Annotated in this window: 10 protein-coding genes; 3 read left to right on the forward strand and 7 right to left on the reverse strand. The window is 71.5% G+C overall.

What is annotated here, in order from left to right:
* Positions 1-30: 30 nt before the first annotated feature.
* Together ACZ7C5_RS35435 and ACZ7C5_RS35440 are read right to left on the reverse strand one after the other, a co-directional pair.
* Complete coding sequence (locus tag ACZ7C5_RS35435; protein WP_188296583.1) at positions 31-516, reverse strand: ribose-5-phosphate isomerase; 486 nt, start codon at positions 514-516, stop codon at positions 31-33.
* Between the two features lie 49 nt (positions 517-565).
* On the reverse strand, positions 566-1,165 hold the full coding sequence (locus ACZ7C5_RS35440; protein ID WP_470324249.1) for a biotin transporter BioY: 600 nt from the start codon (positions 1,163-1,165) through the stop codon (positions 566-568).
* 266 nt (positions 1,166-1,431) lie between these two features.
* Between ACZ7C5_RS35440 and ACZ7C5_RS35445 the strand changes: the two genes are divergently transcribed.
* Positions 1,432-2,850 (forward strand): amino acid permease, encoded by a 1,419-nt coding sequence (locus ACZ7C5_RS35445; RefSeq protein ID WP_401077837.1) that lies wholly within the window; start codon positions 1,432-1,434, stop codon positions 2,848-2,850.
* Positions 2,851-2,944: 94 nt separating this feature from the next.
* On the opposite strand, the gene ACZ7C5_RS35450 is transcribed toward ACZ7C5_RS35445, so the two are convergent.
* Positions 2,945-3,574: a mycothiol-dependent nitroreductase Rv2466c family protein gene (locus ACZ7C5_RS35450; protein WP_401077834.1), complete on the reverse strand. Its 630-nt coding sequence runs from the start codon at positions 3,572-3,574 to the stop codon at positions 2,945-2,947.
* Between the two features lie 230 nt (positions 3,575-3,804).
* Here ACZ7C5_RS35450 and pepN point away from each other — a divergent pair, with 230 nt between their 5' ends.
* The gene (pepN, locus tag ACZ7C5_RS35455; protein WP_401077832.1) at positions 3,805-6,432 is read left to right on the forward strand and encodes an aminopeptidase N; all 2,628 of its coding nucleotides are present in this window, start codon (positions 3,805-3,807) and stop codon (positions 6,430-6,432) included.
* Positions 6,433-6,451: 19 nt separating this feature from the next.
* Here pepN and ACZ7C5_RS35460 read toward each other — a convergent pair whose 3' ends face one another.
* From ACZ7C5_RS35460 to acnA, 3 genes are all read right to left on the reverse strand, one after another.
* A complete protein-coding gene (locus tag ACZ7C5_RS35460; protein ID WP_401077829.1) occupies positions 6,452-6,748 on the reverse strand; it encodes a putative quinol monooxygenase in 297 nt (98 codons plus the stop codon).
* 153 nt (positions 6,749-6,901) lie between these two features.
* Entirely contained in the window at positions 6,902-8,209 is a 1,308-nt protein-coding gene (locus tag ACZ7C5_RS35465) for a glycoside hydrolase family 18 protein (protein ID WP_188296587.1), read from the reverse strand.
* 183 nt (positions 8,210-8,392) lie between these two features.
* Entirely contained in the window at positions 8,393-11,053 is a 2,661-nt protein-coding gene (gene acnA / locus ACZ7C5_RS35470) for an aconitate hydratase AcnA (RefSeq protein WP_188296588.1), read from the reverse strand.
* Positions 11,054-11,438: 385 nt separating this feature from the next.
* On the opposite strand from acnA, the gene ACZ7C5_RS35475 reads away from it, so the two are divergent.
* A complete protein-coding gene (locus ACZ7C5_RS35475) occupies positions 11,439-11,972 on the forward strand; it encodes a superoxide dismutase family protein (RefSeq protein WP_401077823.1) in 534 nt (177 codons plus the stop codon).
* A gap of 41 nt (positions 11,973-12,013) precedes the next feature.
* Here the strand turns inward: ACZ7C5_RS35475 and argF are convergent, their stop codons facing one another.
* On the reverse strand, positions 12,014-13,015 hold the full coding sequence (gene argF / locus ACZ7C5_RS35480; protein WP_188296590.1) for an ornithine carbamoyltransferase: 1,002 nt from the start codon (positions 13,013-13,015) through the stop codon (positions 12,014-12,016).
* Between the last annotated feature and the right edge of the window lie 99 nt (positions 13,016-13,114).

Consider the following 13,114-nt stretch of genomic DNA (forward strand, 5'->3'; position numbering starts at 1 on the left):
GCCGGCCGTCGGGGAGGGTGGGTGGCGGGATCAGCCCTGCGGGTGGTGGGCCGGGATCGGCGGGAGTTCGCCGGTGGTCTCGTACTCGCTCAGCATCTCGATCCGGCGGGTGTGCCGGGGCTCGCCGCTGTACGGGGTCTTGAGGAAGACCTCGACGAACTCGGTGGCCTCCTCCTGCGTGTGCATGCGGCCGCCGATGGAGATCACGTTGGCGTTGTTGTGCTGGCGGCCGAGCTCGGCGGTCTGCACGCTCCAGGCCAGCGCGGCCCGGACGCCCTTGACCTTGTTGGCGGCGATCGCCTCGCCGTTGCCCGAGCCGCCGATCACGATGCCCAGGGCGTCCTCGTCGGCGGCGGTGCGCTCGGCGGCCCGCAGGCAGAACGGCGGGTAGTCGTCCTCGGCGTCGTAGATGTGCGGCCCGCAGTCGACCGGCTCGTGGCCGGCCCCCTTCAGCCACTCGACGAGGTGGTTCTTCAGATCGAATCCGGCATGGTCGGAGCCCAGGTACACGCGCATGCGGATGAGTGTGGCATGCGCGTGCGCCCGGACTCCACAGGCGGCGCGCTCAGCGCCGGCCGAGCAGCTTCCAGGCCAGCGGCAGGGCGCCGGCCGCGAAGGCGGCCTTGAGGGCGTCGCCGACCAGGTACGGGTAGAGACCGAGTTCGGCGGCGCGGGCGAGCGACACGTGCAGCGTCGCGGCCAGGTACGGGACGCCGACCGCGTAGATGGCGAGGCTGCCGAGGACCATGGTGACGGCGGTGTGGACCGGGGTGCGGTCGGCCCCGCGGCGGGCCAGCGCGCCGGTCAGGGCGGCGGCGAGGACGAAGCCGAGCACGTAGCCGAAGGAGGGCATCGCCCAGCCCGACGTGCCCTCGGCGAACCAGGGCAGGCCCGCCATGCCGGCCAGCAGGTAGAGCGCGAGCGCGGCGACGCCGCGGCGGGCCCCGAGCGCGGTGCCGACCAGCAGGGCGGCGAAGGTCTGGCCGGTGACCGGCACCGGCGAGCCGGGGACGTTCACCGAGAGCTGGGCGGCCACGCCGGTCAGCGCGGCGCCGCCGGCCACCAGGGCCAGGTCGCGGGCCTGGGCGCCGAGGCGGGTGGAGGCGGCGGGCAGCAGGTCGGCGAGGACGGCGCGACGCGGTATCGGGGTGGTGGCAGTGGCCATCGGGGTTTCCTCCGGGAGGTCCAGGTGAGTGAACACCTGTGAACCTACGCGGTGATCCACTGCGCGAACGCCGCGGATTCAGACAAACCCCCGCCCTCGGACGTTGTCGGAACCGGCCCGTCGCCACACTCGGTCACGATCTGGTCGCGATGGGTTCCGTTCCGGTCCGCATGGTGGTCCGGGGTCGGTCATTATTGGCATGGACAGGGGGGTCGCCGGATATTGGACAGCTCATGTCGCATTCCGCAAAGTCTGGATCCACCCCTATGGCCCCCACCTCCGCGCCTCCGGCGACCGGGACCCCCGACGACACGGCCGCAGAACCGGCGTCGGGTGGCCAGCAGCTCACCCACGGCCTGAAGCAGCGCCACCTGTCCATGATCGCCCTCGGCGGGGTGATCGGCGCGGGCCTCTTCGTGGGCTCCGGCGCCGGCATCGCGGCCGCCGGCCCGGCGATCATCCTGGCGTTCACGCTCTCCGGCCTCCTGGTCATGCTGATCATGCGGATGCTCGGAGAGATGTCCGCCGCCCGCCCCGCCTCCGGCTCGTTCTCGGTGCACGCCGAGAAGGAGATCGGCCCCTGGGCCGGGATCACGGCCGGCTGGATGTACTGGGTGATGCTCTGCTGCGGCGTCGCCGCCGAGGCCACCGCCGCCGGGAAGATCGTCAACGGCTGGGTGCCCGGCGTCTCCGCCTGGGTCTGGGTCGGCCTCTTCATGGTCTTCTTCTGCGTCAGCAACCTCACCGCGGTGAAGAACTTCGGCGAGTTCGAGTTCTGGTTCGCCGCGATCAAGATCGCCGCGATCATCGCCTTCCTGGTCCTCGGCGGGCTCGGCATCGCCGGCGTGATCGGCCCCGGCGCCCCCGGCACCGAGAACCTGACCGGCCACGGCGGCTTCCTGCCCACCGGCGTCAGCGGGCTGATCGTCGGCCTGCTCGCCTCGGTCTTCGCGTACGGCGGTCTGGAGACCGTGACCATCGCCGCCGCCGAGTCCGACGACCCCAAGAAGAACGTCGCCAACGCCGTGCGCACCGCGGTGTGGCGGATCGCGATCTTCTACATCGGCTCGATGGCCCTGGTCGTCACCCTGGTCTCCTGGAAGGACCCGGCGGTCGTCGCCGACGGCCCGTACGTCACCGTGCTGCGCCACCTCGGGGTGGCCGGCGCCGGGACGATCATGCAGGTGGTGGTGCTGGTCGCGCTGCTGTCCGCGATGAACGCCAACATCTACGGCGCCTCCCGGATGGCGTACTCGCTGGTCGGCCGCGGCCAGGGCCCCAGGGCGCTGGCCAAGGTCAGCGGCGGGGTGCCGCGCAGGGCCGTGCTGGCCTCCTGCCTGTTCGGCTTCGGCGCCGTGCTGGCCGCGAAGTTCTGGCCGGAGACGGTGTTCACCTGGCTGATGAACACCACCGGCGTGGCGATCCTGGTGGTCTGGCTGTTCATCTGCGTGGTCCAGCTGCGGATGCGCCGCCGGCTGGAGCACGAGGAGCCCGAGCTGCTCACCGTGAAGATGTGGGGCTACCCGTACCTGACCTGGATCGCGATGGCCGCCGTGGCGGGCATCCTGGCCCTGATGACCACCACCGAGGGCAACCGCCAGCAGCTGTACGCGGCCGGCGTGCTGGTCGCGCTGCTCACCGCCGCCGGGCTGCTCAAGCAGCGCCGGGACGCCGCGCCGCGCTGACCGTCCGGACGCACGGCAGGGTGAGGGCCCGGCACCTGAGGGTGCCGGGCCCTGCCGCGTCCGCGGGGCCGCTTCCGGGGGGCCGTTTCCGGGGCTACTCGAAGGACGGGCCGGCCGTGCGGGTGCGCTTGATCTCGTAGAAGCCCGGGGTGGAGGCCACCAGCAGGGTGCCGTCCCACAGGCGGGCCGCGGCCTCGCCCTTCGGGGCCGGGGTGACCACCGGGCCGAAGAACGCGACCCGCTCGCCGTCCGCGCCCTCGACCGCGATCACCGGGGTGCCGACGTCCTCGCCGACCAGGGTGATGCCCTCCTGGTGCGAGGCGCGCAGGGCCTCGTCGTACGCGTCCGTGCCGGCCGCGTCGGCCAGCTCGACGGGCAGGCCCGCGGCCACCAGGGCGGCCTCGATGGTCTCGCGGTTCTGCGGCAGGCCCTGGTTGTGGAAGCGCAGGCCCAGCTCGGTGTAGAGCCGGCCGAGCACCTCGGGCCCGTGCCGCTCGGCGGCGGCGGTGCAGACCCGCACCGCGGCCCAGGCGTTGTCCAGCAGCTCCCGGTAGCTCTCCGGCAGGTCCCGGTGCTCGTTGAGCACCGACAGGCTCATCACGTGCCAGCGCACGTCCACCGGACGCAGTCGCTGGACCTCGATCAGCCAGCGGGAGGTCATCCACGCCCAGGGGCAGGCCGGGTCGAACCAGAAGTCGGCGGTCTTGCGCTCAGCGGCAGTCACTGGGTGTCGTCCTTCATGAGGTGATCCGAGGCAGGAAGGTGTTCCGTCCCGGAACGCCAACGCCCGCCCGGGGCCGCTGATTCCGCTGATGACGCGGCGATCTGTGCAATGGTACTGACGGCGCGGGGCGTGAAAGGATGGCTCCGCGCGCGCGGAGCACACCCCCGCGCCGAGACCGCAGCACCACCACCCAGCGCACCACCGTGCGAGCCGGACAAAGGAGTACCGCCGTGCCGGGCAAGAACCTAAGCCGCGACGAGGCCCAGCAGCGCGCCAGCATCCTGGCTGTGGACGGCTACCGGGTCCGGCTGGACGTGACCTCGGCCCCGGACCGGACGGCCGCCACCTTCCGTTCCACCACCACCGTCACCTTCCGCTGCTCCCAGCCCGGTGCGGGCACCTTCCTCGACCTGCTCGCCCCCGCCGTCCGCGCGGTCACCCTCAACGGCCGCGCCCTCGACCCGGCCACCGCCTACGACGGCGCCCGGGTGCACGTCGACGGCCTGGCCGCCGAGAACGTGCTGACCGTCGAGGCGGACTGCGCCTACAGCCGCACCGGCGAGGGCCTGCACCGCTTCGTCGACCCGGTGGACGGCGAGACCTACCTCTACACCCACTACGAGCCGGCCGACGCCCGGCGGGTGTTCGCGAACTTCGAGCAGCCCGACCTGAAGGCCCCGTTCACCTTCACCGTGACCGCCCCGGCCGACTGGGACGTCCGGTCCAACGCCCCGCACGAGAGCGTCACCGGGCAGGACGCCGCCGGGCAGGACAGCGCCGGGCAGGACGCCGCGGGCAGCCGCACCTGGGAGTTCGCGCCGACCAGGCCGATCTCCACCTACCTCACCGCCGTCGTCGCCGGCCCGTACCACGTCGTCCGCGACCACTACAGCCGCGAGCTGGCCGACGGCAGCACGCTGGAGATCCCGCTCTCCGCGATGTGCCGCAAGTCGCTGGCCCCGTACTTCGACGCGGACGAGATCCTCGGCGTCACCAAGCTCGGACTCGACTTCTTCCACGAGGCGTTCGACTACCCGTACCCCTTCGGCAAGTACGACCAGGCCTTCGTCCCCGAGTACAACATCGGCGCGATGGAGAACCCCGGCTGCGTCACCTTCCGCGAGGAGTTCGTCTTCCGCTCGAAGGTCACCGACGCCGCGTACGAGGGCCGGGCCAACGTCATCCTGCACGAGATGGCGCACATGTGGTTCGGCGACCTGGTCACCATGCGCTGGTGGGACGACCTGTGGCTGAAGGAGTCCTTCGCCGACTTCATGGGCTCCTACGGCCTGATCGGCGCCCGCACCCGCTACTCCTCGGCCTGGGTCACCTTCGCCAACCAGCGCAAGGCCTGGGCGTACCGACAGGACCAGTTCCCCACCACCCACCCGATCACCGCGGACATCCGGGACCTGGAGGACGCCAAGCTCAACTTCGACGGCATCACCTACGCCAAGGGCGCCTCGGTCCTCAAGCAGCTGGTGGCGTACGTCGGTTCGGAGGCCTTCTTCGAGGGCGCCCGCCGCTACTTCAAGCGCCACGCCTTCGGGAACACCGAACTCGGCGACCTGCTGGAGGTGCTGGAGGAGACCAGCGGCCGCGACCTCAAGGCCTGGTCCGCCGCCTGGCTGGAGACCTCCGGGGTCAACGCGCTCACCCCGCAGGTCACCACCGACGCCGAGGGCCGGATCACCGAGCTGGCCGTGCTCCAGGACGCCGCGGACGATCCCGCGACTCCGTCGGGTGGCGTGCTGCGCCCGCACCGGATCGCGGTCGGCCTGTACGACCGGGACACCGACGGCGCCCTGGCGCGCACCCGCCGGATCGAACTGGACGTCACCGGCGCCAGGACCGTGGTCACCGAGGCCACCGGCCTCCCCCGCCCGGCGCTGGTGCTGCTCAACGACGACGACCTGACCTACTGCAAGATCCGCTTCGACGAGGAGTCGCTGGAGACCCTGCGCACCGGCCTCGGCGACATCCACGACGACCTGACGCGCGCCCTCGCCTGGTCCGCGGTCTGGAACCTCACCCGGGACGGCCTGATGCCGGCCCGCGACTACGTCGCCCTGGTGCTGCGCTTCGGCGGCCGGGAGGGCAACATCGGCGTGCTCCAGTCGCTGCACGCCCAGTCCAAGACCGCCGTCGACCTGTACGCCGACCCGGCCTGGCGCGGCGAGGGCGGCCGGCTGCTCGCCGACGGCGCCCTGCGCGAGCTGCGCGAGGCCGTCCCCGGCAGCGACCACCAGCTGGCCTGGGCCCGGTTCCTCGCCCAGACCGCGGGCGGCGCCGAGCACCTCGGCCTGGTCCGCGGCCTGCTGTCCGGCAGCGCCAGGATCGACGGCCTGGACGTCGACCAGGACCTGCGCTGGTCGCTCTGGCTGGCCCTGGCCGCGGCCGGCCAGGCCGCCGACGAGGAGCTCGCCGACGAGCTGGCCGCCGACAACACCGCGAGCGGCAAGCGGCACCACACCCAGTGCCTGGCCGCCCGGCCCACCGCGGAGGCCAAGGCCGCCGCCTGGTCGGCCGTGATCGACTCGGACGAGCTGCCGAGCGCCCTCGTCGAGGCCAACACCGGGGGCTTCTCGATCCCCTCCCAGCGCGACCTGACCTCCCTCTACGCGGCGCCGTACTTCAAGCTGCTGGAGCGGGTCTGGGCCGACCGGAGCATCGAGATCGCGATGCGGATCGTCGGCGGCTTCTTCCCGATCGCCCAGACCGACGGGCAGACCCTGGCCGAGGCCGACGCCTGGCTGTCCGGCCACCCGCAGGCCGCTCCGGCGCTGCGCCGCCTGGTGCTGGAGCGCCGGGACGACCTGGCCCGGGCGCTGCGGGCGCAGGCCTGCGACCGGGTCTGACGGACCGTTCGCCGTGTGCTCAGGCCTCCACGGAGACCGGGCGGCTGGGGTGCACCTCGCGCTCGACCCGCGGCAGGACGTCCGGGACGTAGACCTTCCGGATCGCCTCGCCGTCACCGTGCGCCTCCCAGGCCTCCCTGGTCGCCCAGCGCTCCACCAGGACGAAGCGGGCCGGGTCGTCCTGCGAGTGGTACGCCTCCCAGCCGACGCAGCCGTCCTCGGCGAGGCACAGCGGCCGCATCCGGGCCAGGGCGTCGGCGACCACCGGGACGCCGTCCGGCTCGGTGACCCTGACGATGACGATGAGGTCGAACATCACTGCTCCTTGACGGTGGTGGGACGGGCCCGGCGGCGGCGGGGGTGAACCGGCGGCCACCCGGGGCGGCCCGGGCGGGGAACCCCGCCGGCAACGCGACGGGCCCGCCACCGTACGTCCGTGGCGGGCCCTGCGTCAGGTGGTGCGGGTCGGTCAGCCGCGGCGCAGGCCGCGGTCCAGCGCGGCGATCGCGCTGCCCTGGGCGTCGTCGCCGTCCAGCGACCAGACCATCACGCCGGCCAGGTCGTTCCAGCGCGTGTACTGCGCCTTCTGGGTGAGCACCTCGGCGGTGTCGTAGCTGTAGAAGGTGGTGCCGTCGTACTTCCAGGAAGCGCCGTGGTCGCGGTCCAGGTAGACCTTGCCCGGCAGCGCGTTGATCTCCTGGTACGAGTGGTCGGGCGCGGAGGCGGTGGCGCTCTGGAACAGGCCGCCGCGCTTGCCGGGGGCGACGCCCGTCCAGCCGTGGCCGTACAGCGGGGCTCCGAGGACGAGCTGCTCGGAGGGCAGGCCGCGCTCCTGGTAGTGGTTGACGGCCTTGTCGGCGCTGCGCTGGCGCGGGTCCGGGTCGTACGGGTCGGAGTACAGCGGGGCCTGGTGGTTGGCCGGGCCCTTGCCCTCCCACGGGCCGTGCAGGTCGTAGGTCATCACGTTCAGCCAGTCCACCGACTCGCTCAGCTCGGGCAGTTCGAGCCGGTCGGCGACGTTCTCGTTGGCGGCGACGGCGGCGGTCAGCAGGTACTTCTTGCCCTTCTTGCCGCTCAGCGCGTCCAGCTGGTCGCGGAACTCCTGCATCAGCAGGGTGAAGTTGCGGCCGTCCTCGGGGCGCACCACGTTGCCCTCGTCCCCGCCGCCGCCCGGGTACTCCCAGTCGATGTCGATGCCGTCGAAGACGCCGGCGGCCGCGCCCTTGCCGCCCTCCGGGGAGTCGGCCAGGACCGGCACGTCGCCCTTGACGTAGAGGTCGATGCAGGAGGAGACGAACTTCTTGCGGGCCTCGTCGGTGGCGGCCGCGTCGGAGAAGTACTTGGACCAGGACCAGCCGCCCAGCGAGATGACCGTGCGCAGCTGGGGGTTCTTCGCCTTGAGCTTGCGCAGCTGGTTGAAGTGGCCCTTCAGCTGCTGGCCCGGGGCGTCGGCCACGCCGTCCACCGACTCGGCGGCGGAGAAGGAGCGCTGGTAGTCGTTGCGGGCGTCGCTCTGGCCCGCCTCGTTGCTCTCGAAGCAGGTGCCCTCGGCGGAGACGTTGCCGAAGGCGTAGTTGATGACGGTGAGCTTGGCCGCCTGGCCGGACTCCTGGACCCGCTTGGCGGAGCTGTCGGCGCCCCACTGGGTGAAGTAGCCGACCCGCTGGCCCTTCAGCTTCGGGCCGTGCCTCCCGTCGTCGGCGACGGCGGTGGCGGGGGCGGCGAGCAGCGCGGCTGCGGTGGCGGCGGCGAGCAGGGCTGAGGCGCGAGTGGGCATACCGGACCTGTTCTCTGAAGCGGCGTCAAATGGTCTGGACCAGATTGCACAGAGGTTTAGTCCATCCGCCGTTCACCGCACAAGAGGGCGACCGCAACCGGCGCAGCATGCAAAAAGGGCCGGACCGCATGGTGCGGTCCGGCCCCTTCAGGCGCTATGCGCCGGTTCTGCCATCGTGTCCGGTCAGCCGATCAGCGAACGCAGCACGTACTGCAGGATGCCGCCGTTGCGGTAGTAGTCCGCCTCACCGGGGGTGTCGATGCGGACGACCGCGTCGAACTCCTTGGCGGTGCCGTCCGCGCCGACCGCCTTGACCTTGACGGTCTTCGGGGTGCGACCCTCGTTGAGCTCGGTCACGCCGGTGAAGGAGAAGGTCTCCTCGCCGGTCAGGCCGAGGGAGTCGGCGTTCTCGCCCTCCGGGAACTGGAGCGGCAGGACGCCCATGCCGATCAGGTTCGAGCGGTGGATGCGCTCGTAGGACTCGGCGATGACGGCCTTGACGCCCAGCAGCGCGGTGCCCTTGGCGGCCCAGTCGCGGGACGAGCCGGAGCCGTACTCCTTGCCGGCCAGGACGACCAGCGGGGTGCCGGCGGCCTGGTAGTTCTGCGAGGCGTCGTAGATGAACGACACCGGCGCGTCCGCCTGGGTGAAGTCGCGGGTGTAGCCGCCCTCGGTGCCCGGCGCGATCTGGTTGCGCAGGCGGATGTTGGCGAAGGTGCCGCGGATCATCACCTCGTGGTTGCCACGACGGGAACCGTAGGAGTTGAAGTCGCGCTTCTCGACACCGTTGGCGGTCAGGTACTGCGCCGCCGGGGTGCCCGGCTTGATGTTGCCGGCCGGGGAGATGTGGTCGGTGGTGACCGAGTCGCCCAGCTTGGCCAGGACGCGGGCGCCGGCGATGTCGGTCACCGGGCTCGGGGTCTTGGCCATGCCCTCGAAGTACGGGGGCTTGCGGACGTAGGTGGACTCGGCGTCCCACTCGAAGGTGTTGCCGGTCGGGACCGGGAGCGACTGCCAGCGGTGGTCACCGGCGAAGACGTCCTGGTAGCCCTTGTCGAACATGGCCTCGTCGATGGAGCCGGCGACGGTGTCGGCGACCTCCTGCTCCGAGGGCCAGATGTCGGCGAGGAAGACGTCGTTGCCGTCGGCGTCCTGGCCCAGGGCGTCCCGGGTGATGTCGATGTTCATGTTGCCGGCGAGGGCGTAGGCGACCACCAGCGGCGGGGAGGCCAGGTAGTTCATCTTGACGTCGGGGTTGATCCGGCCCTCGAAGTTGCGGTTGCCGGAGAGCACCGAGACGACCGCGAGGTCGGCCTCGTTGACGGCGGCCGAGACCTCCTCGGGCAGCGGGCCCGAGTTGCCGATGCAGGTGACGCAGCCGTAGCCGACCAGGTTGAAGCCCAGCTTCTCCATGTACGGGAGCAGGCCGGCCTTCTCGTAGTAGTCCATGACGACCTTGGAGCCGGGCGCCAGGGTGGTCTTGACCCAGGGCTTGACGTGCAGGCCCTTCTCCACGGCCTTCTTCGCCAGCAGGGCGGCGCCCAGCATGACGGAGGGGTTGGAGGTGTTGGTGCAGGAGGTGATCGAGGCGATCACGACCGCGCCGTTGTCGATCTCGTAGGCCGAGCCGTCGGGGGCGGTGACGGCGGTCGGCTTCGAGGCCTCGGCGGAGTAGGTCGGCAGCGCCTCGGCGAACCGCTGGGCGGCCTCGGCCAGGACGACGCGGTCCTGCGGGCGCTTCGGGCCGGAGATCGACGGGACGACGGTGGAGACGTCCAGCTCCAGGTACTCGGAGTAGACCGGCTCGTGCGACGGGTCGTGCCAGAGGCCCTGCTCCTTGGCGTAGGCCTCGACGAGGGCGAGCTGCTGCTCGTCACGGCCGGTCAGGCGCAGGTAGTTGATGGTCTCGGTGTCGATCGGGAAGATCGCGCAGGTCGAGCCGAACTCCGGCGACATGTTGCCGATGGTGGCGCGGTTGGCCAGCGGGATGGAGCCGATGCCGTCGCCGTAGAACTCGACGAACTTGCCGACCACACCGTGCTTGCGCAGCATCTCGGTGATGGTGAGCACCAGGTCGGTGGCGGTGGTGCCGGCCGGCAGCTCGCCGGTCAGCTTGAAGCCGACGACGCGCGGGATCAGCATGGAGACCGGCTGGCCGAGCATCGCGGCCTCGGCCTCGATGCCGCCGACGCCCCAGCCCAGCACGCCCAGGCCGTTGACCATGGTGGTGTGCGAGTCGGTGCCGACGCAGGTGTCGGGGTAGGCCTGGCCGCCGCGGACCATGACGGTGCGGGCCAGGTGCTCGATGTTCACCTGGTGGACGATGCCGGTGCCCGGCGGGACGACCTTGAACTCGTCGAAAGCGGTCTGGCCCCAGCGCAGGAACTGGTAGCGCTCCTTGTTGCGGCCGTACTCGATCTCGACGTTCTGGGTGAACGCGTCCTTGGTGCCGAACTTGTCGGCGATGACCGAGTGGTCGATGACCAGCTCGGCCGGGGCCAGCGGGTTGATCTTGGCCGGGTCGCCGCCGAGCTCCTTGACGGCCTCGCGCATGGTGGCGAGGTCGACCACGCACGGCACGCCGGTGAAGTCCTGCATGATCACACGGGCCGGGGTGAACTGGATCTCCTGGCTCGGCTGGGCGTCGGCGTCCCAGTTGCCGAGGGCGCGGATGTGGTCGGCGGTGATGTTCGCGCCGTCCTCCGTGCGGAGCAGGTTCTCCAGCAGCACCTTGAGGCTGTACGGCAGCCGCTCGGAACCCTCGACGGCGGAGAGCTTGAAGATCTCGTACGACTCGTCGCCCACCTGCAGCGGGCTGCGGGCGTCGAAGCTGTTCGCGGACACGACTGACTCCTTCTGGGTGCTTCGCGCGGTATCCGGCCGTCACGCGGTGGTAAGGTCAGCCTTACTTAGGCTTGCCTTGCCCGCATCGCCGGCGAGCGCCTCTCGGCAGGTATCTTGATGTCGAGATATATCGTAAGGGGCAGTTATCTCGATGTCGAGATAAACCATAGTGCATGCCGTGCCGCACCGGTCGGCCGGGCCGCACCGGCCACGACCACCGTCGCCATCGGCAGCGCCACCACCACAAGCTCACCACCGGAACCGCCGGTCGGCGAGGGGGACGGTACCGGCCGGCGGCCCGGCACGGGCGACCGACCGGGGTGTCCTCGGGGCTCCGGCCGCGTTAGCAGGGCGACCGTCGCCCGCCCGTGGAAGGCCCGCCCCGATGCCCGCTCCGCTCGCCGCCGCCCTGCTGCCGCTGGCCCTGCTCGCCCCCGCCGCCTCGCCGGTCTCCGTCGTCGAGGCCGACTTCGACCCCGCCACCGCCTTCGTCCCGCCGGCCGCCGTCAGCTACGCGACCGACCTGGTGCCGTACGGCTCGCACGCCACGATCGTCACCGACCGCTCGGTGCCCGGGCGGACCGTGCTCACCCTGCGGGCCTCCGGACTCGCCCCCGGCCACGAGTTCCCGGTGCACCTGCACACCGGCAGCTGCGGGGCCGACCCGGCCTCCTCGGGGCCGCACTACCAGGACGCGGCCGACCCGGTGCAGCCGTCCACCGACCCGGCGTACGCCAACGAGCGCAACGAGCTGCGCCTGGTGCTGCGCACCGACGAGCAGGGCGGGGGCACCGCCACCGCCGTGGTGGGCTGGCAGCCGCGGCCGGGCGAGGCGCGCTCGCTGGTGCTGCACGCGGGCACCCCGGCCGGCCCGCACGCGGCGGGCGACCGGGTGGCCTGCGTCAAGCTGGACGACTGAGGCCGGAGCCCCGGGGAGGCGTCCGAAGTCGGCGGACCCGGTCAGGAGCCGAGGGTCGCGACCAGGACCGCCTTGATGGTGTGCAGCCGGTTCTCGGCCTGGTCGAACACGATGGAGTGCGCCGACTCGAACAGCTCGTCGGTGCACTCCAGCTCGGTCATGCCGGTCGCCTCGTGCATCTGCCGCCCGAGCACCGTGCCGAGGTCGTGGAAGGCGGGCAGGCAGTGCAGGAACTTCACGGCCGGGTTGCCGGTGGCCCGGACGGTGTCCATGGAGACCTGGTACGGCTTGAGCAGCTCGATCCGCTCGGCCCAGACCTCCTTGGGCTCGCCCATCGAGACCCAGACGTCGGTGTAGAGGAAGTCGGCACCGGCCACGCCCTCGGCCACGTCCTCGGTGAGGGTGATCCGGGCACCGGTCGTCGCGGCCAGGTCCTGCGCCGACTTCCGCACCTCCTCGGCCGGCCAGAGCTCGCGCGGGGCGACGATCCGGATGTCCATGCCGAGCAGGGCGCCGGTGACCAGCAGCGAGTTGCCCATGTTGGAGCGGGCGTCGCCGAGGTAGGCGAGGGTGACGTCGGCGAGCGGCTTGGCGGTGTGCTCGGTGACGGTGAGCACGTCGGCCAGCATCTGGGTGGGGTGCCACTCGTCGGTCAGGCCGTTCCAGACCGGGACGCCGGAGTACTCGGCGAGCTCCTCGACCACCTCCTGGCCGTGGCCGCGGTACTCGATGCCGTCGAACATCCGGCCGAGCACCCGGGCGGTGTCCTTGATGGACTCCTTGTGGCCGATCTGCGAGGCCGCGGGGTCCAGGTAGGTGGTGGTGGCACCCTGGTCGTGGGCGGCCACCTCGAAGGCGCAGCGGGTGCGGGTGGAGGTCTTCTCGAAGATCAGCGCGATGTTCTTGCCGCGCAGCCGGGGCTGCTCGGTGCCCGCGTACTTCGCCGCCTTGAGCCCGGCGGCGAGGTCCACCAGGAAGCGGAACTCCTGGGGCGTGAAGTCGAGCTCCTTGAGGAAGTGCCTGTTCCGGAGGTTGAAGGCCATGCCGGGCTCCTGTGGTGACGGGACGGGGGAAGGGAGCGGCAAGTCTATACGATACTCGGAATTTCTATACAGAGACGGGGCGGGTGAGGGGAGTCCGCG

The sequence above is a fragment of the Kitasatospora sp. NPDC036993 genome (assembly GCF_055607525.1).